At 52.5% G+C, this 23,131-nt stretch carries 23 protein-coding genes; 13 read left to right on the forward strand and 10 right to left on the reverse strand.

The annotated features are described in order from the left end of the window. Window positions 1-147: 147 nt before the first annotated feature. The 5 genes from H6G62_RS09275 to H6G62_RS28300 all read right to left on the reverse strand — a co-directional run bounded on the left by H6G62_RS09275 (window position 148) and on the right by H6G62_RS28300 (window position 5,057). Window positions 148-1,068, reverse strand: coding sequence for a lysophospholipid acyltransferase family protein (locus H6G62_RS09275; RefSeq protein ID WP_190494347.1), 921 nt, complete (start codon window positions 1,066-1,068; stop codon window positions 148-150). A gap of 11 nt (window positions 1,069-1,079) precedes the next feature. Then, on the reverse strand, window positions 1,080-1,721 hold the full coding sequence (gene ureG / locus H6G62_RS09280; protein ID WP_190494349.1) for an urease accessory protein UreG: 642 nt from the start codon (window positions 1,719-1,721) through the stop codon (window positions 1,080-1,082). 79 nt (window positions 1,722-1,800) lie between these two features. Beyond that, window positions 1,801-3,075: a DUF4255 domain-containing protein gene (locus tag H6G62_RS09285; RefSeq protein WP_190494351.1), complete on the reverse strand. Its 1,275-nt coding sequence runs from the start codon at window positions 3,073-3,075 to the stop codon at window positions 1,801-1,803. Next, the gene (locus H6G62_RS09290) at window positions 3,072-3,749 is read right to left on the reverse strand and encodes a response regulator transcription factor (protein ID WP_190494353.1); all 678 of its coding nucleotides are present in this window, start codon (window positions 3,747-3,749) and stop codon (window positions 3,072-3,074) included. Before H6G62_RS09290 ends, H6G62_RS09285 begins: the two co-directional genes overlap by 4 nt. 102 nt (window positions 3,750-3,851) lie before the next feature. Continuing rightward, window positions 3,852-5,057: a HAMP domain-containing sensor histidine kinase gene (locus tag H6G62_RS28300; protein ID WP_190494355.1), complete on the reverse strand. Its 1,206-nt coding sequence runs from the start codon at window positions 5,055-5,057 to the stop codon at window positions 3,852-3,854. 921 nt (window positions 5,058-5,978) lie between these two features. Here H6G62_RS28300 and H6G62_RS09300 point away from each other — a divergent pair. The 12 genes from H6G62_RS09300 to H6G62_RS09355 all read left to right on the forward strand — a co-directional run bounded on the left by H6G62_RS09300 (window position 5,979) and on the right by H6G62_RS09355 (window position 19,759). Next, window positions 5,979-6,539 carry a Pvc16 family protein gene (locus H6G62_RS09300; protein WP_190494357.1) on the forward strand — a complete coding sequence of 187 codons (561 nt, stop codon included), beginning with the start codon at window positions 5,979-5,981 and terminating at the stop codon, window positions 6,537-6,539. A gap of 80 nt (window positions 6,540-6,619) precedes the next feature. Further along, window positions 6,620-8,329, forward strand: coding sequence for a phage tail sheath C-terminal domain-containing protein (locus H6G62_RS09305; RefSeq protein WP_190494359.1), 1,710 nt, complete (start codon window positions 6,620-6,622; stop codon window positions 8,327-8,329). A gap of 86 nt (window positions 8,330-8,415) precedes the next feature. After that, window positions 8,416-8,913: a phage tail protein gene (locus H6G62_RS09310; protein WP_190494362.1), complete on the forward strand. Its 498-nt coding sequence runs from the start codon at window positions 8,416-8,418 to the stop codon at window positions 8,911-8,913. Between the two features lie 42 nt (window positions 8,914-8,955). Then, window positions 8,956-9,438 (forward strand): phage tail protein, encoded by a 483-nt coding sequence (locus H6G62_RS09315; protein WP_190494365.1) that lies wholly within the window; start codon window positions 8,956-8,958, stop codon window positions 9,436-9,438. Between the two features lie 11 nt (window positions 9,439-9,449). Beyond that, a complete protein-coding gene (locus H6G62_RS09320) occupies window positions 9,450-9,947 on the forward strand; it encodes a phage tail protein (protein ID WP_190494367.1) in 498 nt (165 codons plus the stop codon). A gap of 99 nt (window positions 9,948-10,046) precedes the next feature. Then, entirely contained in the window at window positions 10,047-10,463 is a 417-nt protein-coding gene (locus tag H6G62_RS09325; protein ID WP_242051908.1) for a hypothetical protein, read from the forward strand. Between the two features lie 48 nt (window positions 10,464-10,511). Further along, on the forward strand, window positions 10,512-10,889 hold the full coding sequence (locus tag H6G62_RS09330) for a phage tail assembly protein (RefSeq protein ID WP_190494368.1): 378 nt from the start codon (window positions 10,512-10,514) through the stop codon (window positions 10,887-10,889). Further along, window positions 10,883-11,026 carry a DUF6760 family protein gene (locus H6G62_RS09335; protein WP_199324868.1) on the forward strand — a complete coding sequence of 48 codons (144 nt, stop codon included), beginning with the start codon at window positions 10,883-10,885 and terminating at the stop codon, window positions 11,024-11,026. Before H6G62_RS09330 ends, H6G62_RS09335 begins: the two co-directional genes overlap by 7 nt. A 66-nt stretch (window positions 11,027-11,092) precedes the next feature. Beyond that, window positions 11,093-11,335: a hypothetical protein gene (locus H6G62_RS09340; protein ID WP_190494371.1), complete on the forward strand. Its 243-nt coding sequence runs from the start codon at window positions 11,093-11,095 to the stop codon at window positions 11,333-11,335. Between the two features lie 68 nt (window positions 11,336-11,403). After that, a complete protein-coding gene (locus tag H6G62_RS09345; RefSeq protein ID WP_190494373.1) occupies window positions 11,404-11,961 on the forward strand; it encodes a phage tail protein in 558 nt (185 codons plus the stop codon). Window positions 11,962-12,345: 384 nt separating this feature from the next. Further along, complete coding sequence (locus H6G62_RS09350) at window positions 12,346-19,302, forward strand: hypothetical protein (RefSeq protein ID WP_190494375.1); 6,957 nt, start codon at window positions 12,346-12,348, stop codon at window positions 19,300-19,302. 10 nt (window positions 19,303-19,312) lie between these two features. Beyond that, window positions 19,313-19,759 carry a hypothetical protein gene (locus H6G62_RS09355; protein WP_190494378.1) on the forward strand — a complete coding sequence of 149 codons (447 nt, stop codon included), beginning with the start codon at window positions 19,313-19,315 and terminating at the stop codon, window positions 19,757-19,759. Between the two features lie 70 nt (window positions 19,760-19,829). Here the strand turns inward: H6G62_RS09355 and H6G62_RS09360 are convergent, their stop codons facing one another. After that, a complete protein-coding gene (locus H6G62_RS09360) occupies window positions 19,830-20,192 on the reverse strand; it encodes a Spx/MgsR family RNA polymerase-binding regulatory protein (protein WP_190494381.1) in 363 nt (120 codons plus the stop codon). Between the two features lie 113 nt (window positions 20,193-20,305). Further along, complete coding sequence (locus tag H6G62_RS09365) at window positions 20,306-20,533, reverse strand: Calvin cycle protein CP12 (protein WP_190494382.1); 228 nt, start codon at window positions 20,531-20,533, stop codon at window positions 20,306-20,308. A gap of 229 nt (window positions 20,534-20,762) precedes the next feature. Here H6G62_RS09365 and H6G62_RS09370 point away from each other — a divergent pair, with 229 nt between their 5' ends. Further along, window positions 20,763-21,974 (forward strand): FIST N-terminal domain-containing protein, encoded by a 1,212-nt coding sequence (locus H6G62_RS09370; protein ID WP_347239321.1) that lies wholly within the window; start codon window positions 20,763-20,765, stop codon window positions 21,972-21,974. Between the two features lie 74 nt (window positions 21,975-22,048). Here H6G62_RS09370 and H6G62_RS09375 read toward each other — a convergent pair whose 3' ends face one another. The 3 genes from H6G62_RS09375 to H6G62_RS28560 all read right to left on the reverse strand — a co-directional run bounded on the left by H6G62_RS09375 (window position 22,049) and on the right by H6G62_RS28560 (window position 22,995). Further along, complete coding sequence (locus H6G62_RS09375; RefSeq protein WP_190494385.1) at window positions 22,049-22,378, reverse strand: hypothetical protein; 330 nt, start codon at window positions 22,376-22,378, stop codon at window positions 22,049-22,051. Between the two features lie 144 nt (window positions 22,379-22,522). After that, window positions 22,523-22,765 carry a DUF433 domain-containing protein gene (locus H6G62_RS28305; protein ID WP_199324866.1) on the reverse strand — a complete coding sequence of 81 codons (243 nt, stop codon included), beginning with the start codon at window positions 22,763-22,765 and terminating at the stop codon, window positions 22,523-22,525. A 35-nt stretch (window positions 22,766-22,800) separates the two neighbouring features. Further along, window positions 22,801-22,995 (reverse strand): hypothetical protein, encoded by a 195-nt coding sequence (locus tag H6G62_RS28560; RefSeq protein WP_347239322.1) that lies wholly within the window; start codon window positions 22,993-22,995, stop codon window positions 22,801-22,803. Window positions 22,996-23,131: the final 136 nt, after the last annotated feature.

The raw sequence follows: 23,131 nt of genomic DNA on the forward strand, positions 1-23,131 counted from the left end.
CAGCCCTAACCAGAGGCTCCAAAACAGAAACAATTTCGGGAACGAGGCTCAAACGATGGTACTTACCATTGTTCCACCTGGGCATGAATTTGTTGCCCTTTTGCCAAAAAATGAGACGCGGACGCTTGGTCGTGGGGTCGCTGGCCTCTACCAAAACAGGTGGTTGAGCCAGTGGGCCAGGAACTTGGGGCCGGGGGGATCTTGGTAGTTGGCAGGCAGCAGTGCCGCGAAGGCTTGCTCAAACTGGGCCAGGGCGGCATCAATGTCTTGACGCTTGGGGCGAGCCTGGTGGGGCACCGACACCGGAGGGCCAAAGCGCAGGGTTAGCCGTTTGCGAAAGTAGAGTTCCTTCGTTCCAATGATGGCCACGGGCACAATGGGCACCCCAGATCGCATGGCGTAAAGCACGGTGCCTCGTTTGAGGGGATGCATCTGGCCCTCCCGCTCCCCCAAACGGCCCTCCGGGAAGATCATCAACCCGTCTCCTCGGCCCAAAATGGTTTGCACGGCCTGGTCAATCTGGCGCATTTGCTGAATGGAACTGCCATTAGGCACCGATTGCTGAATGGTGGCGGCGAGATCTACCAAATCTGGACGGTCGGCCTGGGCTGCTGCCATCACCGCAATCTCCTCCTTCCACCAACGCTCTAGGGGAATCACCCCCCTGGCCCAACCCAGTAGCCAGCGTTTCCAGCGTTTGTTGTAGAGGGTGCGGGCATCGCCCAGGATGTAGTAGTAGGGGTGGGGCGGCACAAAGGCCAGAATCAAAAACGGGTCTAGGTGGCTGAGGTGGTTGGCCGCCAGCACATTGGGCTGGGTGGGAATGTACTGAGGATTTTCAATCTGCACCCGGAAAAAGGCTTTGATAAAGCGCCGCAGCAGCCACCGCCGAAACCGACCGCTCATTCGCCCATCGGCCCGCCCAGAGGCCATAGCGCTCAGGGCTTCTAAATCCTGGGCAATATGCCGCCGCACCGTGGGGTTTTGGGCCATGGCTACCCCCTCCCGCACCCGCTGAATGACCGCTGGCGTGAGATCGACCGAGGGAGAAGGGGGAAGGGCCGTCATCGGGGGAAGTCTCACGGTTCCAGGGCAACGGGGGCTGGGCGATCCTCTGGGCTGAGACCAGCCCGGTCTAGGATGAAATCGACGATGGCCGGGAGTCCGTCAGTGGTTTTGAGGTTGGTGAAGCCAAAGGGGCGAGGGCCGCGCATGGTGCGAGTGTCGCGATCCATCACCGCTAGGCTGGCTCCGACCATGGGGGCTAGGTCAATTTTGTTAATCACTAAAAAGTCGGATTTGGTGATGCCGGGGCCACCCTTGCGAGGAATTTTGTCCCCGGCGGCCACATCGATGACGTAGAGGGTGAGATCGACCAGTTCGGGGCTAAAGGTGCTGGCCAGGTTGTCGCCGCCGCTTTCCACAAACACCAGATCCAGAGGGTCGAAACGGGCTTCCAAGTCCTCGATAGCCACCAAGTTCATGGAGGCATCTTCGCGAATGGCGGTGTGGGGACAGCCCCCGGTTTCCACCCCCACAATGCGGTCGGGGCTGAGCGCCTGACTGCGCACTAAAAACTGGGCGTCTTCCTGGGTATAGATGTCGTTGGTGACCACGGCAATGGAGAAGCGGTTGCGCAGGGTCTTGCAGAGATGGTCTACCAGGGCCGTTTTGCCGGATCCCACCGGGCCAGCCACACCCACACGAAAGGGAGTTGTCATGGTTGCGTTCTCTAGGATTAATGTTCTCTAGGATTGATGTTGGGTATGGTAGCAAACCCGATGGCGAAACCGAATGGCCCTAGGCAATGTGAACCCTGGGCTGGGCATACCACTGGTAGGTGGGGCTAGCGGGGTCTGGGTCGATGTCGAGGGGGCTTTCGGCTCCGTCGATGATCAGGCGCACCAGGTAGGTGCCCGGTTGGATGCCCTGGACGGCGATGGTGAGCTGGTCGCTGTCTTCGGTGCGGGAGGGCGCTTCCATTAGGTAGGTGGCGGGCTGTTGGGTAGACCATTCGTAGAGGGAGATCATCACCCCCTGACTGGCCCCCACGGTGGGCGTAACGGTGAGGCTGAGGCGGGCGGTGCAGGTGTCGCCATCGTGGTTCGAGACCTCCTCAACCTGGACGGATTGCAGCACCGGGCAGAGGGTAAAGGGCACCGGGTTAGAACTCAGGCCCAGGCTGGGGGCGGCGGGTTCGCTTGGGTGACGCACGGTTTCCCGGTGGTGGATGACTTGCAGGCTTTGGATTCCGGCCCGTAGGGTGGGCACCGTGGCCAAGGACAGACTGATCTGATCGTCAGCCAAATCCTGGGGGGTAACCTCCTGCTGGCCCAGGCGCACCTGGGTGTGAACACCCTTGAGGTGATGGCCCTGAATCTGGAGGCAGGTGGTGGGCAGGATGGGGTGGTACGGCCCTGTGTCGGCCAACACCCGATTGACCTGGGGCCGACTGGGGAAGGGGGCAATGCCCTGGATGGGCCGCTCCCGCACTTGCAGCGCCCGTTCGGCGGGGTCTTCGCCATCGATCACCACGGCCATCACTTTGTAGGCCAGGGAGAGGGCGTAGGGGGTTTGGAAAAATACCGACCACACCTTCGACAAATCCTCTAGGGACAAATCCTCCGGCACAATCTGCAATTCCTGCACCTGCTGGGACAGATCAGACTGCTCTAGGTAATTAAAGGTGGAGTCGTTGAGGGTGTCTTGGATCAGTTGGGTGGAGAGGGTGGTGCGGTCGTTAAAGGTGCGAACGACGCTGCCCATCAGCCGCTGGGGTTCCAGTTCGGCCTCGTTGCCGTAGAAACTGAGGATGTAGTGCAGTTCGAGGGCGGTTTGTCGCCAGGGGGTGCGTTTGTTGCGGGCGCGTTGGGCCTGGGCATCGGGGTTTTTCAGGGCGTTGTTGCGGCTGGCGTGGTAGAGAAATAGGTTAATCCCGGTTTCGGGGGTGCCCTGACCAATGCGGTGGGGGGCCACGGTGGAAATCCGCACCGATTCCACATGGCGCTGCACGCTGGCCTGGAGGGTGCGCTGGAGCACGGCGGTGACGGTGGCAATGGCGAGGTGGTTGCTCATGCGGAAACCAGTCCGAGTTTGAGGGCTTTGACGATGGCCTGGGTGCGGCTAGTGACGTTGAGTTTTTCAAAAATGCCCGTCAGATGGGCCTTCACCGTGGCCACGGTGACATGGAGATGGCGGGCAATGGCATCGTTAGACGCGCCCTGCACCAGCCAGTGCAGCACCTCCTGTTCGCGATCCGTGAGGTGGACGGTGTGGTTGCTGTGGCGAGGCTGGCCCCCATAGAACCGAAACAGCCGGAAAAAGCTGGCGGCAAGCTGCGGCGATAGATAGACCTCATCCCGCAACACTGTGGCGATGGCGGTAATCAGTTGGTCGGCCACCCGGTCTTTGCACACATAGCCCTGGGCTCCGGCCTGCATGGCCCGAAACACCCACTCATCCTCCCGATGTACCGACAGCACTAGCACCTTGGGCGCGTGGGCCATGTCTCGCAGGTGGCCCAACACCGTCAAACCATTGCCCTGGGCCAGTTCCATATCCAGCAGCATCAGGGTAGGGTGCTGGGTTTGGGCCAGCTTCACCGCTTGGGCCTCGGTTACCGCCTCCCCTACCACCGTCAGCGGTGGCGATGCGCTGGCATTGTAAAACTCCAGCAGGGTACGAATGCCCTGGCGAAAGGGTTGAGAATCATCCACCAACAGCAGCGAAACGGGAGCGAGGCTATCCATAACGGGTAGAAAACAACGACCAAACGCGGAACTTCAGACGAACTCAGACACCATCGAACTCAGACACCATTCCCTCTCTCCAGCCCCAGGCCGGAACGTCGGCTAGGGGCAGGCCAGGGGTAACGCCAGGGAAAACTGTGCGCCGCCCTGGGGTAGGTTCTCGGCCCAGAGTTTACCGCCGTGCTGCTGCACAATGTGGCGGGCAATCGTTAACCCTAAACCGCTGCCCTGGGGACGGTGGGAATAGTAGGGCCGAAACATCTGCTGGAGATCCGTTGGCGACAACCCCGGCCCCTGATCCGCCAGGGTGATCACCACCTCCCGCTGAAAGGCTTGCCACTGGGCGAGAATTTGACCCTGGGGCGGGCTGAAGCAAAGGGCATTGTGCAGCAAATTAGTAAAGGCCTGCACCAACTGCGCCCGGTCTCCCCAGATCGTCAGGGGGCGATCCCCCAAATCCAGGCTTACCCCTTTACCCTGGGCCACCAACCGCAGCCCCTGCCATGCTTCCGCCCACAGATCAGGCACCGAGCATCGTTCCGCCTGCACCTGGGAGCGCTGGCATCCGGCGATTAAATCCGTGAGTTGATCGCTGAGGTGGCCCACCGCCTCGCGGATCGTTTGGGCCTGTTGGCGGTCGCCTTCCTGGGTCAAGCTGTTTTGTAGATTCGCCGCATAGAGATGCACCATAGCCAGGGGATGGCGCAGTTGGTGCTCCAGGCAACGCAAAATGTCCTGGTAGTGATCCACCTGTTGCCGTTGATGCTGATGCTCCCGATCCAACCGCAGGGCCGTTTGTAATGCCGCCACCTCGGTCAGCAGGTTGGGAAAGGTCGGGGCTAGAGCCTCGGCCTCTGGGGTAGCCAGACCTGGGACACCGAAATCTGGGGCATCGGGAAACCACAGCAGCACATAGGCCCAGTCGGTGCTGTGCAAAATCCGAAACTTCACGCCGTAGATCCATCCCGGCCCCGGCCTGGGGGGGCGATGGCAAAAGGCCCACACCTCCGGCTGCACCTCCGTGGTCTGACGGGTAAGACGCTGCAAAAAGGTTTCCGAAGTGACGGTTGCCGAGTCGGGTACAGTGCCCTCGGCCACCCCTGGGGCCACCACCTGGCACCTCTGCCACTGCGAACCCATGGCGTAGGCCATCCATCCCGCCGCCGCCGCCCCCTGCCGCACCAGTCCCCTAAGCTGCAACTGGCAGACCGACGAGCCATCCCCCCAGCCTAAATCCTCACTTTCCCCACTTTCCTCAGGTTCATAGGGGTTGGGCTGAGGTACCATTGGGGCCGCTGATATCATCATGGCTAGGATTTCCAAAGGACGAAAAGGCAAAAATCTTGGCAGATGACCTGGAGAAGCTTCTCAGTAAACCCATCAATAGAACGATGAAGGCTCGGTTAATTCTGAATAAAAGCTTAAGTTCTTAAGACATATTCCATATGAATGATATTGGCGGATCAGATCCCCTTTTTTATCCCCTTTTTAGAGGGAAACTTAGGGGGATATCCTAGGAATTGTTAGGTGAAAACAAGGCGTGTATCTCTGGTTGACTGACAAAGTATCCTGCGTTGGGCGTGGCAACCGCGCCCCTACAGCCTTGGGATAATGTAGGGGTTAGCCCCTAACCCTCTTTGGAGTGTTCCATAGAAATGACTATCCATTTGCCATGACCTGAGCCCTCACCCCTGCCCCTATCCCAAGGGAGAGGAGTTCTGAATCTGGCTCCCCTTCTCCCTAAGGGAGAAGGGGTTGGGGGATGAGGGCTGAGCTTGGATGCTTTATTAGTGGGCATACCCTTGCCGGAACTGGGTTCTAGCAAGCTTTGCCAGCCAACTAGTGTGTATCCAGTCATCCATTTTGAAGGTTCTGAGGTTTTGAAGGCTCTAAGGCTCTAGGGCTGTAGGGGTGGGGGATGGCAAGGGGCTCCTAGGGCTATATATCAGGTTATTTTCTTGTAAAAGGAGTTTAAAAAAAATTGAAGAAAAACAAAGGAATAACTATGGCTAGTGTCTCGTTTTTTTTGCAGATTGGCCGTACTTTTTCAACAAAATTTAGAATTCCCTCGCCCTAGGAAGGACTGACGCAGAGGGATTCTGGCTAGGTGGGGATCAACCACCGCCCAGGGGGATCGTCTATGGATCGGCCAAAGTTTCGACCTAAGTCTAATCGTGGAGACGATGGAGCGGGCCTAAGCTATACCTGCGAACCTATTCGGTCAGGTCTATGATCTCTGCCATTGCCCAGGCGGTAGCGAACCTACTGGCATCCGGCCCCACCCTTACGGGCACCGAGCAGATTGACTTTGGCTATCCAGGGCAGATCACCCATGAAATGAAGCCCTGCCTGCACCTATACCACTATGAGATTCAGTCGGCCCAGAGTCCCTATCCTCAGCCCTACCGGGGTTCCGGCCTAGGTAGGGCTGAGGATTTCAGGGTAGATGAGGGGGACAGATTGCAGCCGATTTGGTTCAATATCGTGTTCGCGCTGATGGCCTGTGACCACACCGCCCTAGGGGAGCAGACCCTCCTGTCAGAAAGCCTCAGTCTGCTGCTGCAATCGCCCCATTTGCCCCAGCGGTTCCTGTCACCAACCCTGCGCCACTATCCGGCCCTGCCCCTGCATGTGGCCCCCATTACCCTCATGGCCCAGCCCGATTTTTGGCTCACCCTGGGCATTCCCCTGCGTCCGGCCCTGCAAATTTCGGTGACGGCTCCCTTTGATGTGCCCCTAGGCGAGCGGCTGGGGGTAAACGAGTTGCCGCTGCCCCATGCGCCGCCGTGAGGAGGTGCGGTGGCCTTTGTGCGCCCAATTTCCAGATAGACCCAAAACCGAACCCCTAGCTTAGAAAAGGATGGCGGCCCATGGCCCTAGATTATTTTGCTCCCGGTGTATACGTCGAAGAAGTGGATCGCGGTAGTCGCCCCATTGATGGGGTCAGCCTCAGCGTGGGCGGCTTTATCGGCTTTACCGAAGATGTGCGGGGCGATGCCGAACTCTTCAAGCCCATGCTGGTCACCAACTGGAACCAGTATCTCGAAGCCTTTGCCAAACCCGGTTCCGACGGCTTTACCGATTTTGATGCCTACCTACCCTTTGCGGTGAATGGCTGGTTTATGAACGGTGGTGGTCGCTGTTGGGTGACCAGCATTGGCACCCGCCTGCCCGGTTCCCCGGTGCCCCCCCCAGAGGATACGGGCCACAAGCTAATGACCTCCAGCGGCAAGCCCGCCCTGCGGTTTAACCTGCAAGTGGCGGAGGCCAGCGATGCCCCGGCCCTGCCCCCCGCCGGAGGCAGTCGGGTGCGGGTGGTGGTTACCGATGGCGAACCCAAGCCCCTGGGCGACGATGCCGACGAAGACGCCGAACCGCCCCTGAATACCGGGGAGTTTTTCACCGTCATCGTTACCCAAAACGGCGAAGAACTGGAGCGCTACCCCAACCTCACCATGAACCCAGAGCCGGAGGCCGACGTGGCCGATTACGTCGTCACCGCCCTGGCCGATTCGGAATACGTCACCCTGGCGGATATTTCCGTCTCTGGTCAAGCCCTCTCCCGCCGCCCCGCCAATGGGATCTATGAAGTGGCCCCCCCGCCCTACATTTCCCCCGAAGGCCGCCTCTCCCGCGATATCCAGGGCCAGCGAGACGACCGCACCGGGATGCAGGGCATGTTTGAGGTGGATGAAGCGGCCATGATCGCCTTCCCCGACCTAATGCGGGTCTACCAAAACGGCCTGATGGATATGGATCAGGTGCATGGGGTGATGGAATCCATGCTCAGCATGTGCGAAAACTCCTTCCCCGGCCCCGCCTACCGTATGGCGGTGCTGGATGCGCCCCCGGTCAAGCCTGGTAAGAGCATGGATCCGGTGGCTCCAGAGCAGCAAAAACCCCAGGACGTGGCCCAGTGGCTCAGTTTGTTCAACCGCCGATCCATGTTTGGGGCGCTGTACTATCCCTGGATTAAAGTGGCCAACCCCCGCAACGCCGGACGCCCGATTATGGTGCCCCCCTGCGGCCACATGATGGGCATTTGGTGCCGCACCGACGAATCCCGTGGCGTGTTCAAAGCCCCGGCCAACGAAACCCCACGGGGCGTGATTGGCCTCTCCTACGAAACCAACATGCGCGAGCAAGAACTGCTCAACCCCATGGGCATCAACTGCATCCGCAACTTCGCCAACTACCAGCGGGGCCTCAAAGTGTGGGGTGCCCGCACCCTGGTGGAACCCGACAACGTGCAGTGGCGCTACATCAGCGTACGCCGCTTGCTCAGCTACATCGAAAAATCCATCGAGATCGGCACCCAGTGGGTGGTGTTTGAACCCAACGACCAAGACCTCTGGGCCAGGGTGAGCCGCACCGTCAGCAACTTCCTAGAACGGCTCTGGCGCGAAGGTGCCCTGTTTGGGGCCTCCCCCGCCGAAGCCTTCTACGTCAAATGCGATGGCGAACTCAACACCCACGAAACCATGATGCTGGGCCGCCTTTACGTGGAAGTGGGCGTTTGCCCCGTGCGTCCGGCGGAATTTGTCATCTTCCGCATCAGCCAATGGGCACCTAACCAGTAAAGATCCCCATTCCTCTCCCTGATATCTCGAATTAGATCGGGGGGAGGATACCCCATTTTGTATGATTTTCAGGAGGAAACGTTGTTATGGCAGAACTGAATACACCCATTGCTCCCAGTAGTTTTTATTTGGAGATTAAGGGAATTGCCGAAGGGGAAGAAGCGATCTTTAAGAGCGTTAATATTCCCAACTACCAGCCTAAAGTCCAAGGTGGACAACAGGCCGTAGGCACTACTAAGGGTGGCAAAACTATTTGGCAGGTCAACTCAGCAGGCTTTGAAGGCTTATTTAACTTTGACTGTGTCTGTATCGCCAGCGGCGATGGGTCGAGCACCAGTGTCAAAATGTATAAGTGGTTTGAGGAATGCTTACCTGCTTCCAATGGGGGTAAAAGCAAATGGCGAGACAGCACCAAGGAAGGTAGTATCACCGCCTATGATACTGATGGCAAAGAGGTGGCTCGTTGGGACTTCCTAGTAGCTTGGCCCTCTAAATACAAGTGTGCCGATCTAGATATCACCACCGATAGCTACATTGAGGAAACCTATACCATTACCTGCGAAAAGTTTAACCGAACGAAGTAGTAGGGATGTGAGTACTTGGTGTTATTTGAGGAATAACTGATCATGGTTCAGTATTTAACCAGCTCGCGATTTTACTTTGAAATTGATGGCGTCACCAGTTTGTTCGTCAAAAAGGTGAGTGGCCCTTCCATTTCGCTCAAGGTGGCCGGGGGGGATGCCGCCATTGGCGTCTCCAAGGATGCCAAAACCCAGACCCAGGCGACCATTGGTGGTGTGGAGTATGATTCTCGGATCACACTCACCTACGTAGGGGGGAACGAATCCGACCAAAAGAAACTTTACGATTGGTACAACAAATGCCACGTTGATACCTATTCTGGCGGCGGTTCTGAGGCCACCAAAAGCCGAAAAACCGGATCCTTAGTGATTTACGATCCAGACGGTAAAGAAGCCATGCGCTTTAACTTCACGGATCTATTTCCCGGTACGGCAACTCAAATTAACTCCCTCTCCGTGGATAGTGGTGGACAACTAGCGGAAGATAGCCTAGAGCTATACTTTACTCAGGTAACTCGCAAGGTATAGGAAACCAAACCATGCTAGCCTTTCCAGAAATTCTCACCAGCGCCCGGTTCTACCTAGAGATCAAACTCGACGGCAGCACCGATAGCGTGGACGGAATTTTTATGGATTGTAGTGGCTTCCAGTCGTCCCAAGATGTCATCGAAATTAGTGAGGTAACGCCCCAACTTTGGGGCAAAAATGGCGATTCTAAGGGGCGAGTGATCCGAACTAAGTTGCCAGGAAATTCCACCTATACCAACCTCACCCTGCGGCGAGGACTCACCACCTCCATGACCCTCTGGAATTGGCTGGATAAGGTGCAATCCGGTCAATGGGCCGACCAACGTCGGGATGGCTCCCTAGTCATCTACAACCAAGCGGGAGAAGAACAATTTCGGTTCACCTTTGAACGCGCTTGGCCCATGCGCTACAAAATCTCCGACCTCGACGTTAAAAGCGGCGACTTTAACATCGAAGAAATGGAAATTGTCGTGGAATCCCTCAAACGCTCCGGAGTCAAACCCACCTAACGTAGGTGCATAACGCCAAGGCGAGGCTTTGCCAACGCGAAGCAATGCACCACCGATAACGCTCAACTCCACAAGGCTAGGTGACCGATGGCCATACAAATGAGCAACAACCTGAACTTGCCCCCCGTGGTCAAATCTGCCCCGGCCCAGCCCTCGGTTGCGTCGGGGTCTGTGGCCTCTGTGGCCTCTGCGCCAGCCTCGCCCGCTACCCCACAACCTGGGTCAATTCAGCTAGAATTCGCCTTTGAACTACCCAAGGGCTACCTAGACAGTACCGGAAACTGCCATCGACAGGGAATTATGCGCCTCGCCAAAGCCATGGACGAAATTGTGCCCATGCGCGATCCCAGGGTGCGGGCCAACCCCGCCTACGCCACAGTGCTGATTCTGTCGCGGGTGATCACCCGCCTCGGTACCCTCCCTGAAGTCTCACCCTTGGTGATCGAAGACCTCTTCGCCTGCGACCTCGACTACCTGCAACGCTTCTACCGCCACATCAACGATCTCACCCCCTAGTCACGCCTCTCGATTTTCTCTTCCCGACTCTCGACTCTCGACTCCCCCATGCCCTCCCCCCTCCCCCCCACTGAATTTCCCTTTGAACTCCCCCGTGGCCTCGTGGGGGCCGATGGCGTCCTGCATCGGCGGGGGGTAATGCGACTGGCCACCGCCCGCGACGAGATGACGGTAGCGCGAAACCGCACCGCCCAGGCTCAACCGGGCTATGGGGATTTGGTCATGCTTTCCCAGGTCATCACCCGTCTCGGCAATCTGGGCAATCTCACCCCTGCTTGTTTGGAAGACCTATTTACCGTAGATTTGGCCTACTTGCGTGAGTTCTATAACCGCATCAACCAGTCAGGAGAAGTTCACCTTCCGGCCCAATGCCCCCAATGCCAACACGTTTTTCATCTAGAACTTGCCCTGGCGGGGGAGTGGTAAGCTACCCCGCCGCCGACCTGCAAGCGGAGGTAGCCTTTTTATCCATGCAGGTTCACTGGACGCTGGAGGAAATCCTGACCCTAGAACACCGTGATCGCAACCGCTGGATTGACCAAATCAACGACCTTACCGAATAGCCCCAATCCCCTGGACGGACACACGGCGGCACGTCCCCACCCAACCCCGGCGAGACCCTAACTGCCATGGCAAACCACCAAAACCTCACAGATCTTACCAGCCAGTTCCCCACAGTGCCCAACCCTGCTCAAGGATCTACCCCCATCGGGACACCATTACTCCACACCGACGCTCTCACCAACGAAGACCGAGCGACCATCAGCCAACTCGCTGCCGAAATCCTAGACGACCCCATCGCTCTCCAGCACCTCTGCGACCACATCTATACCCTCCTCCAAACAGACCTTTTCCGCCAACGAACCCGTTAATTTTCTATTAGGACGTATGTCGTATTTTCTAATCCGCCCCTAACCGCTAAGAGCCAATAACCAAAACCATGCCACCCCCCTCTTCCACCAATGCCAAAAACGGAGCCGACACCTTTGGGCTCAACTACGTCACCTCCAACCGTTTTTATGTGGAAATCGAGAGCCAAATCACGGCTTCCTTTAGCGAGTGCAGTGGCCTAGGTGTGCAAATTAAAAAAGAAATCCTAATGGAAGGGGGAGTGAACGAACAGCAACGAATTTTGTTAGGGCCAGCGGAATTTTCCGACGTTACCCTACGGCGCGGCCTCAGCAATGATCCTGTTTTTTGGGACTGGATTTCGCCTCTCCTGACCCAGCGATCCGGCAGTAGCAATCCGCCTAGTTACCGTCGCAATATCAACATTTTACTGTTCAACCAAGCGGGCGAAACAATGCAGTGCTGGACGCTGATTGGGGCCGTTCCAATTAGTTGGAAAGCCCCCACCCTCCAGGCCGATTCCTCCACCGTAGCTCTTGAAGAACTGACCCTTGCCTACGAGGGGTTGAAAGTCGTCTTCAAAGGTAGCAGTGGCGGCGCATCTACCAATCTTCGGCGCGATGCCTCCGGCTATTTTTCTAGCAACTAATTCCCCATTCTCTCTGTGCCAATGGTCGATTCCCTCGCCGCCGCCGCCAATCAACCCCTGGGTCATCACCAGCCTCTCGGTGTACGTACCCTGGGCGTGCTCGACCTAGCCTACTTTTTTCCGGCTGGCCTTCCCGATATCGAACCTCTCACCGAAGAGGCCACCCCCACCGCTGAGCATCCCCTCATCAACAGAAAATCCACATCAGAAAAGGCTCTACCAGAGAACGTTTCCTCAACATCTGACCATCCTGTTATCTCAATAAATGCTCCAGGTGAGAACGTCTCCTCAGCTTCCACTCCCACCTCTGAATATCCTCTCATACCAAATCCGAATCAGAGAAACCCGATTCTCAACCCGTCAAATCGTAGGGGTGAGGTCTCCTTGCCCGCTGATTCAGGACATATTCTCCCAGCGTCCGCACCTCGCTTAGTGAACAGACAATCTGCACCGAAAAATATCCCTTCAATCCCTACTCCAACGTCTGAGAATCCCCTCATTCAAAGCCATTCATCCTCGGAAAGCACCCCACCGTCTCCAACCACACCCAATGACACATCTCTAGAAAGCCTCTTCCACCCCCAGCCCAATACCAAAATCCAGCCAACCCCAGGGACAGAAAACCACCCTCTAGCAGGGCACGATCATTTGCCTGTTGTGATTGATTTCTCCACCCCACCCACTCCTCTGCAAACACAGCAGGCAAATGAAAGTGGTTTTTCTTCCCAACCAGAGACAGCGTTAGAAGTAACGTCTGATTCTAATCCTGGATATTCTATTTCTCTTCAATCAAACCAAACCATTGCAAAAAACGATTATTTCTCGGTCGAATCGTTGCAAGAGACGCCTAAGGATGTCATTAATTCAGAGATTGAACATCACTCAGATGCCTTAAATAGACTAGATACTCCAGAACCTTTACCTCAATCCAGTCAAGTCTCCTCTAAAATCATCCACCGTTCCAGCGAAGAACCTATTACAGTACCGCTAACACCTGAGACCCAATCAGAAACATTAGACACACAATCCAGCGCTACTCCATTCAATGATGAAAGCCAACCTCAGTCATCATTATCGAATACGACCGTTCAGAGATCTAGCGCAATTCACCCAACCTTCCCAACCGATTCTATATCTGGTCACGTATCAGATGTTCCAGATCCTAAAACTTCACCTATAGATGAAGAACTGGGAGCTGAAATCATTCCAAATTTTAGCAATAGTGATGCGATCTTCTCAGCAGATGCTATATCTACATCTCTAGTAGATTTATTAGATATCAACATATTGCCAAAGTCCGAAGAAATTCATCCTTCTACAAATATTAAAAAGTCAGATGAGGTTGGCTTTGTTCCTAGTGAAAATCCTACATTTGACTCTGCAGCGAATATCACAAAAGCTGAAGTCATCCCAAGAAATGAAGTTATTTCATCTGAAATTATTCAAAAATTAGATGAACCTAATTCTACCTTTTTCACAAGTCCTGAAGCTCTGCCTAGAACAGATAAAACATCATCATCATCCATTGAAAATATCCAAAGATCTAGCGAGAAGTGTTCCTCTTCTTTGGCAGATACTACATCAGTACTGATAGCTGACTCTCCAAATCCTCAAAACTTACTAAGGCATGGAGTAACACTACCTCAAAGTGTTCAAAGCCCTAACGATAATAATAGTGACCTCTCATCGGCAGCTATGTCAGCATCTATGACAGAGCTACCAAACTCAGAAAATCCACTAATTCCTGAAGACTCATGGCCTCAAAGTATTCAAAGATCTAGTGATGTAGCGTCCGATCTCCTATCGGATGCTACATCAGCACCCATGACAGATTCTCCAAATCCAGAAGATTCACTAAGGCATGGAGAGACATTACCTCAAAGTGTTCAAAGGTCTAACGATAATAATATCGGCCTCTCATCGGATGCTACATCAGCACCCATGACAGAGATCCCAAGCCCAGAAGACTCGTTAAGACCTAGGGAAACGTGGTCTCAAAATATTCAAAGATCTAGTGATGATAACTCCGATCTCTTATTGGATGCTACATCGGCATCTATGGCAGATTCTCCAAATTCAGAAAATTCACTAAGGCATAGAGAGACATTGCCTCAAAGTGTTCAAAGGTCTAACGATAATAATATCGGCCTCTCATCGGATGCTACATCATCATCTATAACAGAGTCCCCAAGTCCAGAAAACCCACTAATGCCTGGGAACTCATGGCCTCAAAATATTCAAAGATCTAGTGATGTAGCGTCCGATCTCCTATCGGATGCTACATCAGCACCTATGGAAGATTCTTCGGGGTCAGAAAATTCGCTAATGCATGGGAAAACATTACCTCAAGGTGTTCAGAAGACTGGTGATATAGCATCCAATCTGTCATCGGATACTACATCGACAGCAATGACAAATTTTCAAAGCTTGGAGAACCCATTAAAGGCTGATGATAAAGAAGCATCGCTTTTAAGAATACCAAGATATCAGAAGAGCAATCCCGGCTTCATAATCGATGCAGAATCTGCTTCTATAGTCAATCCTCCAAGCTTTGAGGATTTAGCAAAAGCTGGACAGTTATCACCTCAAAATATTCAAAAAGAAAGTGATGATAATTTCAGTTCCTTAGTAAATCCGATATCAATAGCTGCAACAGATTTTCTCAGCGCTGAAACTCGACCCAATACTGAATACTCATCACCTGAGCATATTCAAAGATCTAGTCAAAATAATCCTGCTTCCCCAAAAGATTTTCTAGAAAACTCCCTCAATTCTGAGGTTCTGCCAAAAGGGGTGACAAGACTGTCTGAGGTTATTCAGAGGGTAGGTGAGAAAAATCCCGTTATTTCGCTAGGTCAAGTACCTGAATCTGCTAGTAATTTTCTTAATTCTAAAATTCTGTCTGGGATTGAGGTATCCTCTCCTGAAAAAAAACAGCGATCTAGTGAAGACTATTTTACTTCTCCCGAAAATCCTACCTCTAAACCTGCGGCGAGTTCCCTGATTCCTGAAGGTGCCCAAAAAGCTGAGATGGCATCATCTGAAAATATCCAAAAACTGAGTGATGACAGTTCTCTCTTCTCCGCAGGTTCTATGCCTTCACCTCAAGCAGATACTACGCCAGCACTTACCGCAGATCTTGCCAACCCTGAAGTTCCATCCAAGGTTGAAAAATCATCAACTGTCGGTGTTCAGAGAATCAGTGAGAACACGACTAACTTTGCAGGAGATTCCACATCAATATCTCCAGATAAGATATTTACAAACCATTCTTTGAGTTCTGATACTCTTCCAAAATCTGAGGAATCAATACCTGAAATAATCCAGAGATCTAGTGAACAGAAATTCACGCTTTCAGAAGATTTGATATCTTCAGCAAATTTTTCAACTTTTGAAGTCACTCCAATTTCTATCCCTTCACAAAAATCTAAAGATTCACAAAAAACTGAATCCACATTTCCTGAAGGTATTCAGACATCCAGCGAGAGCCGTGCGGTCTTCTCTACAGATTCTATCTCTACACCCACAGCAGAGTCCTTGATTTCTGAGAATCTACCCAGATCTGAAACATTACCCTCTGAAAATGTTCAAAGAACAAATGATAGTCCGCTAGCATTATTATCAGATGCTCTAGCAACATCTAAGATGAATTCGCCTAGTTCTGAGGTTGGACTCAAGGCTTTTGGATCAGACAATTCTATCCCCTCAACCGAACTCATACCCACATCCACAACAGATTCTCTAAATCCAGAAAGTCTATCAGTTCCTAGAGCACTATCTCCTGAAGGTGTGCAGAGATTTAGCGAGGCTGGTCTTTTCTTCCCCTCTGATTCTAAACCTGAGCCCATAGAGGCTTCTTTAAGCTCTGAAGTTCTATCAGAGGATAATGAAACATTGCTTGATAGCCTTCAGAAATCGAATGATAACTATCCTGAGCCCAAAGAGGAGGATGAGATATTACTTGCTAGCCTTCAGCTATCGAATGATAGTTATCCCGAGTCCAGAGCAGGGGCTATATCCTCACCAATAGAAAACCCTCTAACTGTTGAAAGTCTGAGAAGTTCTGAGGAAGTACAGCCTGAAATCATCCAGAGATCTGGTGAAAGCAATATATTATTTACACCAGATCTTATATCTGAACCTACAACAGAGTTAGCCATCAATAAGACTATATCAGAGATTAAATCATCATCACCTGAAAGTATTCAGAGAGTGGGGAAGAGCAATCCTGATCTTATAAAAAGTACTATTTCTAAACCTACGTTAGAATTTCCAGGCCATAAAACCTCAACTGAAGTAAAAGAATCATTCCTTGAAAGTGTTCAGGGACAAAGTACTCAGGGACAAAGTACTCAGGAAATCAATGAGAGTAATCTTACATTTCCCTCATCCGCTGTATCAGCATCTCCATTAGATTCTCTAGCTTCTGATGTTCAACCCAGGACTCAATCAGGGACTGAAGAATTAGCCCATGACAATATTCAGAGATCTGTTAGTAATGATCTCACGTCCACCACAGATCCTATATCGGGTTCTACAGCGAATGCTACCAGGGTCGAGATCGCCCCAAAAGTTCAGGACACAATCTCAGATTCTTCATCAACACCTGCAAGAAAAATACTGAGTTCTGAAATTCTTCCCAGGTCTGAGGAAGAAACGACTGAAGGACTACAAAGATCTAGTGCCAATAGTCTTATGTCTTCAGAATATTCTGCATCTTTACCTGAGATGCCTTCCCCAACCGTTGAGGTTTCTCCGACTTCTGAAGCTTTACAAAAAGCTGACTCAACATTACCTGAGAGCATTCAGACACCCAGCGAGAGTAGTTCTGAATTTTCTGCCGATTCTATATCTGTACCCATAACAGAGTTATTGAGCTCTGAGGCTCTTCTCAAGACTGAAATATTATCTTCTGAAAACATTCAAGAAAGTAGGGAAAATAGCACTAATATTTCAGCAAACTCCATATTCACACCTGTAGAAAATGATTCTAGGTCTGAAGCTTCACCCAGTTTTAAAGAATTGTTGATTGGAAGTATTCAACGGTCTGCTGAGGCTCATATCACTTCTTCAAAAGATTTTGGGTCTACGGACAATTTTCTGCAATCAGAGGTTCTACCGAACATTGAAAATTTAGTCCCTAACAATATTCAAAAATCAAGTGAACATTGTGATAGCTACTTAGTAGACGAGATAGTTGAACCTCCTGTCGCTTCTCAAACTCCTGAAACCCTACCAGGGGCTGAGGCGATATCGTCTAGCAGCAGTCTGGCATCTGGCAAAAAGGGTGCTAATTTTCTGGCAACTTCCAGTTCAGCATCCACAACCGACTCTCTAGGGTTTGATAGTTCACCTAGAACAAGTAATTTTTTACCTGAAAGAGTTCAGAGGCTTGATGAAATCAACTCCGTCGGCTCTCTAAGTCCTGAAGTTCAGGCTATAACTGGGGAAGGATTATCTGAACCTATCCAGCGATCTAGCCATGACAGTCCTATCTTTTTCTTAGAGAGTCTATCTGCGGCTAGAGAAGATACCCTCAATACTGAAATCCTGACAGATGAAAGAGAACTATTATCTCAAAATCCTCAACTCTCAGGTGAGGTGTATTCTGACATCTCTTCAGCTTCTAAGACACTTTCAAGGGCTGAAGCAATATCTCCTGGATCTGAGCGAAGATCGCCTGACAGCATTCAGCGATCTAATGAGTACTATGCTAACTCCTCAATGAATGAATTATCAGAACCTACGGTAGCCTCTTTCAGTTCCGATAATCTATTGCAACCAGGTGAAGTATTATCTAACAGTGCCCTAGTCAATAATCCTGATGAAGGCGGAAGCTATAGCGTTCGAGGAATCGATATAGCCTCCTTAGGGGAGCAGCTTGTACGACCTCAATCATTGCCCAGCAGCTCTGTACAACGAAACCTTGATCGAAGTGCAGTTCATTCATCACAAGCGTGGCCTAATCAACGGGAATCACCAAAGAATCTATTCCAGCATCAGGGCCAAACCGACTACGAACAGTTACCAGTTGTTATTGGTTTTCAGTCTTCGCCTGAAATACTACAAAGAAAAATAGGAATTGGAGCCATCTTAGAACACTCTGATGATGGGTTAGAACGTTCAGATCAACCTCAATCTGAGGCAGAAGTATTCCTGATAGAAGGGACTTCTACTCTGCTTCAGCGCCAGGATGAGTTGGGCCATTCTGGATTAACTTTGTGGACTTCACAAGATGAACAGACTAGTGATGATTTACCACTGCCATCCTCAATATCAACTCATGAGCATCAGCAGCCGCTGTATAGAGATGAAACAAATAACGGCGAAAATACTTCTCTTTCCTTACCGAATGTATTGTCTAGAGTAGAGGCTACTCAGATTCAAAAATCTAAAGAAGCTGAATCTCTCTCTCCTCAATCACCCAAGGAGGTTTCTATTCAACGTACAGAAGAGCTTGGGGTTGACGTTTCTCAATCACCTGAGGTAGACCCAACTGCGTTCCAACACACTGGAAAGGCTACGCCCGACACCTCTCAACTATCTGGAGTAGATGAATTTTCAATTCAACATACTGAAAAGCCTGTGTCTGAATCTTATCAATTATCTGATATTGATGCAGATTCGACTCAAAAAACTGAAACAAATATATCCTGCTTCTCTAAGCCGACTGAAGTAAATACGACACAGGTTCAATCATCGGAGAAGGCTGTATTTAGCTGGGTTAAAGAGCCTAAGGTAGAAGCAGGATTAGTCCAACGATCAGAAGCCAACGACTGGTCAGAACTGCCGATGGAATGGCAAAGTTTAGCAGATTTAGTAACATCTCAAATGCTATCCTCTTCACCCTCAGTCGCATTATCTAATGACCCTCAGCTAGAGTCCGATGCATCAGAGGAAACCATGAAAAGTTCTCTTGTCTCACCGATTATGTCACTGACTGCACCACCGATTGCACCACCCATAGAGTCGCCAATAGAGCGACCAAAAGCCTCGCCCATAGCACCACCAATGGCATTGCCAACGGTATCCATAGCTCCTATCCAGAGAAAACTAACGATCTCCCGAACAAAGCCTGTGTTGAAGTCGCGAAATCCACCCTCTATCCAGGCTCAACATGGGGGGGCAGTCTCTCCACCTAGGCCCAGTTTTCTGATTCAGGCTAAGGAAGATACACCCTTTACAACGATTGAGGCGAATCAGAGCCACGGGGAAGCTAACCGTTCTGAAAAAGCCCATGCCCTAGAACAGTTGGCCCAGGAGATTTATCAGAGAATGCGTCAGCGCTTAGTCATTGAAAAAGAGCGCCATGGTCGTTTCTATTCCAAACGTTTGAGATGATGTTAATACTATGACTAATCCCATTAAAGCAAAACTCATTGCACGGGAAGGAAACAGTACGATTGATACCATCGAGTTTATGTTTAACCCGACGGAGTTGAATTTTGATCGTACGGTTAACCTCAACTCATCTCCTGGTTCTCGGACGGATTCTGGTGTGCCTAAAATTAGTTTTGGCTCTCCAGAACCTTGGCGACTAACCATTAGCAATATTGTTTTTGACACCTACGAAAGTGGCGGCAATGTCTACACGGAATATATCAGCAAATTTAGACAGGCTGTTGAGTTTTTAGATGGGAAAGATCGACCACCGATTTACGTCTTTACCTGGGGTAGTCAGGAATATCTGCGCTGTTTCGTACAGTCTCTAAACTATAAACTCACCCTATTTTTACCTGATGGTACCCCCGTACGTAGCGTCGTCAACCTCACCTTGGTGGAAGTGGCTTCGCTATAGGCTTAACGATGCGTTGTCCCCATCCGGCATGAGTCAGACGGTACTGGATGGCTCAGGCGGATGGGCCAATTCAGGGTTGCGATGTGAGCAAAGCTTGTAGGGCCGGAGACTGGGGCCGAAACCCTACAGCAATGGCCTGCCCTACCTGCACAAATAGGGGCCGCTTTAGCAGCATAGCATTGGCGGCAAAGGCGTCAATCCATTGCGCCTCTGTCCAGGTTTGTTTTTCCTCCCCCAGGGTTCGGTAGACCTGGCCGGAGGTGTTGCGTAGGGGCTTAGCTCCCAAGGTAGCCACCCAGTCGGCAATCATAGCTCGGCTGGGGGGGTGCTGCTTGGTATCTACAAATTCGTAGGCGATGTGGTTTTGATCTAACCACTGGAGCGCCTTTTTGCAGGTGGTGCAGGTAGGAATGCCGTAAACCGTAAGCGTCATTGCGGTCTCTTGTACCAAATCCGAATCAAAAAAACCAATGCTCACCCCAGAAAGTCGTAGGGGTGAGGTCTCCTCACCCATTGATACCGGGGGCAAGCAAGCCGGATTTGACCTTAGTTGTCGTAGACGCGGCACTCGTCGGCGTCGGGGTTGTTGTCGCAGTAGGTTTCAAAGGAGTTTTTATCGGAACCGTTGGCCTGCTGGTGGGAGGCTTCGGCCTGAAGTTCCTCCACGGCATCCCAGGCGGCGGCGCACTCTTGTGAGGTGCTGCCAGCGGTGTCGCAGGCGGCACGGGCGCTTTCAATTTCGCTTTGGATGCGAGTTTGGATGTTGTCGCTCATAATATTCCTTTGGCTGTCGAATAATTGTCGAACCGTAAAATCCAGTATAGTTTACCGCTAGAGTGACCTAAATTCGGTGACCTTCCCTACCTTGAGGGGGCATTCACCCTAGCCAACTGGCCTTCGTATCATTCAGCATTAACGGCCAAGTCACCGAGGCCAAGTTACCGAGGCCAAACAACGCCACCGACGCAGGAGATAACCGACCATGAAGGGTGATTCCCAGACCATGCAGTGGGCCAATGCCCTCTCCCAGCGGGCTTCTCTGGAGGGGGCGGTGCAGGAGGTGACGGATCGCCTTAGGGCCAGCTTTGATGCGCCGCCGGATCTGGGCTTGGTATTCATTTCTTCGGCCTTTGCCAGCGAATTTCCCCGTCTGTTGCCGCTCCTGCAAGAACGGTGGCCCATGCCTGTATTGGTGGGTTGTAGTGGCGGTGGTGTGGTAGGAATGGCGACCACGGAGGAAGCGGTGGAGGTAGAATCGGCTCCGGCCCTCAGCCTCACGGTGGCCCGCCTGCCGGGGGTGACGGTGCAGCCCTTCCACCTGTCCAGCGACGATCTGCCCGACCTCGACAGCCCCCCCAATACCTGGATTGACCTGATTGGCGTCGATCCGGCCACGAATCCCCAATTTATTCTGCTGGCGGATCCCTTCGCGGCCAGCGTTAACGACCTGATCCAGGGGCTAGATTTTGCCTATCCTGGGGCAGTTAAGGTGGGCGGACTGGCCAGCGTGGATGGCTTTAACCGCCAGAGCGGCCTGTTTTGTCACCGCACCCTCCACAGCGAGGGCGTGGTCGGGGTGGCCCTTTCCGGTGCCATTGTGTTGGATGCCATTGTGGCCCAGGGTTGCCGTCCCATTGGCCCGGCCTACCAAGTTAGCCAAGCGGAACGGAATATCGTCCTCGGCCTCAGCGATCCAGAGCATGAGGGAGAAGATCGCCCGCCCCTGGAGGTGCTGCAAAGGCTGATTCAAACCCTCAGCGAGGCGGATCGCAAACTGGCCCAGAATTCCCTCTTCATTGGCATTGCCCAGGATGGTTTTAAGATCACCCTTAACCAAGGCGATTTTCTGATTCGGACACTGTTGGGGGTCGATCCAAAAGCAGGGGCCATTGCGGTGGGCGACCGAGTGCGACCGGGGCAGCGCATCCAGTTCCATCTGCGCGATGCCCGCACCTCCGCCGAAGACCTCGATTATTGGCTGGGCAACTATCAACGGGGCCAAAGCCCTGCCCCCACCGGAGCCCTGATGTTTGCCTGCATGGGCCGAGGGGAGGGTCTCTACCAAGCCCCGAATTTTGACTCTGGCCTGTTTCAGCAATATCTTGGCCCGGTGCCCCTAGGCGGATTCTTCTGCGGCGGCGAAATTGGCCCCGTGGGCAACACCACCTTCCTGCACGGGTTCACCTCGGTATTTGGCATCTGCCGCCAGCCCTAGTGCCCCGCTTCCCTAGGGCATCCCCCAGCGTTGCGGTCTTGGTGGATGCAGCCTCGGTGGATTAGGGCTCCTGATTAGGGGGCGTCCTCCTTGTCTTCGTCTTCCTCTGGGCTAACCCAGGTGGCCATGGGCTTGAGAACCGCAGGGATTTCGGCATTCTCAGCAAATTCCAGCATGGTTTCGCCATAGCCTAGATAGCCCGACTCGGCAAAACTGGTCAACATTCGGGTGAGGGCGGGCCAGACCTCATCGGCAAATTCCCAATCTTGGTTAAACAACGCCCGATCCGCAATGGATCGCAGCGCCCAGAAATAACTATTTCGCACCACCGAGCCGGACTTTTTATACGGAGGCACATCGTCCTGGTGCAGGTAGAGAACGTCCTGGTCGATGTGGGCTCGCATAGGTGATTAACGGGTCGGACTACTCCCCCAGTCTGATGGCTCCCTAGGCAGAACGCAAGCCTAAGCCAGGTTATCGCCATCGGTAGCTGGGTAAGGACAAAACCGAAGCCGTACATCGCCTTTCCCAATCTCTATAGAGGCCATTTATAAAGGGTAGTGCATTTTAGTGCAGGCTAGAGGAAAAAGCCGGATGACCTTTGTCCCGTGCATTAATGCACTACCTGAAAGTTGTAGGGATGGGTACTGCTCTCCGATTTCCTCTGGTGTGCATCCTTCAAGGAAAGCCGTTACAACGGTATCTAGGGTGACACGAGTTTTGGCGACTCGTACAACACCTTGGGGGTCGGTTTCTATGGGTGCGGATTCAGGAGCAATGGCTAGGGGCATAGATTTGATGGAGTTAGGTGGGTGACAGTGGCTACTTACTGGCCTGCGTTTGCTTCTCGCCGCTCTTCTAGCATTGCGGCTACTTCTTCGTCCGTTGGTGCAGGTTGATCGGTTTTTAACAATCCCCTCATCCGTTGAATGGCCTCAGAGCGGTCAGTTTGAGTAGTTGTCCTATTTTTTAGGGATTCAACAATGACAGCGATCAGGGTAAGCCGATCATCGGGCGGCAAGCTAAGGACTGGTGCTTTGAGTTCTTTTGCAACACTCCGGACAGTTTTTTGGGGTTGGGTTGGAAAAAAGCTATCCACCGCATAGAGTGCAGGTGCAAGTAAAACACGGTGCACCGATGGATAGCCTCAACAGCAT

The sequence above is a fragment of the Phormidium sp. FACHB-1136 genome (assembly GCF_014697375.1).
In the GTDB taxonomy this organism is placed as follows: Bacteria; Cyanobacteriota; Cyanobacteriia; order Phormidesmidales; family Phormidesmidaceae; genus Nodosilinea.

What these genes read in the sequence shown, in the direction of transcription:
- H6G62_RS09275 (WP_190494347.1), bottom strand. Translation starts at nt 1,068, where the DNA reads ATGACGGCCCTTCCCCCTTCTCCCTCGGTCGATCTCACGCCAGCGGTC.
- ureG (WP_190494349.1), bottom strand. Translation starts at nt 1,721, where the DNA reads ATGACAACTCCCTTTCGTGTGGGTGTGGCTGGCCCGGTGGGATCCGGC.
- H6G62_RS09285 (WP_190494351.1), bottom strand. Translation starts at nt 3,075, where the DNA reads ATGAGCAACCACCTCGCCATTGCCACCGTCACCGCCGTGCTCCAGCGC.
- H6G62_RS09290 (WP_190494353.1), bottom strand. Translation starts at nt 3,749, where the DNA reads ATGGATAGCCTCGCTCCCGTTTCGCTGCTGTTGGTGGATGATTCTCAA.
- H6G62_RS28300 (WP_190494355.1), bottom strand. Translation starts at nt 5,057, where the DNA reads ATGATGATATCAGCGGCCCCAATGGTACCTCAGCCCAACCCCTATGAA.
- H6G62_RS09300 (WP_190494357.1), top strand. Translation starts at nt 5,979, where the DNA reads ATGATCTCTGCCATTGCCCAGGCGGTAGCGAACCTACTGGCATCCGGC.
- H6G62_RS09305 (WP_190494359.1), top strand. Translation starts at nt 6,620, where the DNA reads ATGGCCCTAGATTATTTTGCTCCCGGTGTATACGTCGAAGAAGTGGAT.
- H6G62_RS09310 (WP_190494362.1), top strand. Translation starts at nt 8,416, where the DNA reads ATGGCAGAACTGAATACACCCATTGCTCCCAGTAGTTTTTATTTGGAG.
- H6G62_RS09315 (WP_190494365.1), top strand. Translation starts at nt 8,956, where the DNA reads ATGGTTCAGTATTTAACCAGCTCGCGATTTTACTTTGAAATTGATGGC.
- H6G62_RS09320 (WP_190494367.1), top strand. Translation starts at nt 9,450, where the DNA reads ATGCTAGCCTTTCCAGAAATTCTCACCAGCGCCCGGTTCTACCTAGAG.
- H6G62_RS09325 (WP_242051908.1), top strand. Translation starts at nt 10,047, where the DNA reads ATGAGCAACAACCTGAACTTGCCCCCCGTGGTCAAATCTGCCCCGGCC.
- H6G62_RS09330 (WP_190494368.1), top strand. Translation starts at nt 10,512, where the DNA reads ATGCCCTCCCCCCTCCCCCCCACTGAATTTCCCTTTGAACTCCCCCGT.
- H6G62_RS09340 (WP_190494371.1), top strand. Translation starts at nt 11,093, where the DNA reads ATGGCAAACCACCAAAACCTCACAGATCTTACCAGCCAGTTCCCCACA.
- H6G62_RS09345 (WP_190494373.1), top strand. Translation starts at nt 11,404, where the DNA reads ATGCCACCCCCCTCTTCCACCAATGCCAAAAACGGAGCCGACACCTTT.
- H6G62_RS09355 (WP_190494378.1), top strand. Translation starts at nt 19,313, where the DNA reads ATGACTAATCCCATTAAAGCAAAACTCATTGCACGGGAAGGAAACAGT.
- H6G62_RS09360 (WP_190494381.1), bottom strand. Translation starts at nt 20,192, where the DNA reads ATGACGCTTACGGTTTACGGCATTCCTACCTGCACCACCTGCAAAAAG.
- H6G62_RS09365 (WP_190494382.1), bottom strand. Translation starts at nt 20,533, where the DNA reads ATGAGCGACAACATCCAAACTCGCATCCAAAGCGAAATTGAAAGCGCC.
- H6G62_RS09370 (WP_347239321.1), top strand. Translation starts at nt 20,763, where the DNA reads ATGCAGTGGGCCAATGCCCTCTCCCAGCGGGCTTCTCTGGAGGGGGCG.
- H6G62_RS09375 (WP_190494385.1), bottom strand. Translation starts at nt 22,378, where the DNA reads ATGCGAGCCCACATCGACCAGGACGTTCTCTACCTGCACCAGGACGAT.
- H6G62_RS28305 (WP_199324866.1), bottom strand. Translation starts at nt 22,765, where the DNA reads ATGCCCCTAGCCATTGCTCCTGAATCCGCACCCATAGAAACCGACCCC.